The sequence below is a fragment of the Pseudoalteromonas sp. CR1 genome, from assembly GCF_019392235.1.
Taxonomy (GTDB): domain Bacteria; phylum Pseudomonadota; class Gammaproteobacteria; order Enterobacterales; family Alteromonadaceae; genus Pseudoalteromonas.
This window is the reverse complement of sequence record NZ_JAHXRM010000201.1, coordinates 1-277: the sequence shown is the minus strand read 5'-3', so window position 1 is coordinate 277 and position 277 is coordinate 1. Positions and strand designations below refer to the sequence as shown.

The window sequence follows — 277 nt, the reverse complement described above, 5'->3', positions numbered from 1 at the left end:
AGAAGGTCAGCAGCAAGGTATGGATGTGCGAACCATCGACGTCAGCATCGGTCATGATGATGATGTTGTGGTAGCGCAGCTTGTCGATGTTGTACTCATCGCGGCCAATGCCGCAGCCCAACGCCGTAATCAAGGTGCCGACTTCCTGGGAGGAAATCATCTTGTCGAAGCGGGCCTTCTCTACGTTGAGAATCTTACCTTTCAACGGCAGGATCGCCTGGGTGCGACGGTTACGACCCTGCTTGGCGGAACCGCCAGCAGAGTCACCTTCCACCAG

1 protein-coding gene is annotated in these 277 nt (G+C 56.0%); it reads right to left on the bottom strand.

Translation table 11 applies throughout. The features are described 5' to 3' along the window. Window positions 1–277: toprim domain-containing protein (locus tag KZZ04_RS19105; protein WP_257903688.1), on the bottom strand; the 277-nt coding region annotated here is incomplete at both ends.